Genomic DNA, 269 nt, shown 5'->3' on the forward strand with positions numbered 1-269 from the left:
GGCAGAAGCCCGTCCAGCTCACCGTCCGTGAGGGTCAGCAGTTCCTCACCGGTAACCATCGACACTGGGCAACCGTTAGTCGCCGTTTTATCGGCACTGGCCGCTGCATCGCCGTTAGGGTTTTTCGATTGCGCCGGTGCGTCGTCGTGAGGCTCCTGCTTGACCAGCGTCGTCCTCGGGGTCTTCTTGCCCCGCACCATCGGTGCCGGATTCGAAACCTCATCCGCGCCTACCTTTAGCGGCACACTCGCGGCCTTGACCGGTACCGC

1 protein-coding gene is annotated in these 269 nt (G+C 63.2%); it reads right to left on the reverse strand.

Annotated features, from left to right (window positions below; translation table 11 throughout):
• On the reverse strand, window positions 1–269 hold a 269-nt coding region (locus AAEZ06_RS27345; RefSeq protein WP_350617240.1), incomplete at both ends, for a hypothetical protein.

The organism is Pseudomonas sp. HY7a-MNA-CIBAN-0227, from assembly GCF_040310325.1.
Lineage (GTDB): Bacteria > Pseudomonadota > Gammaproteobacteria > Pseudomonadales > Pseudomonadaceae > Aquipseudomonas.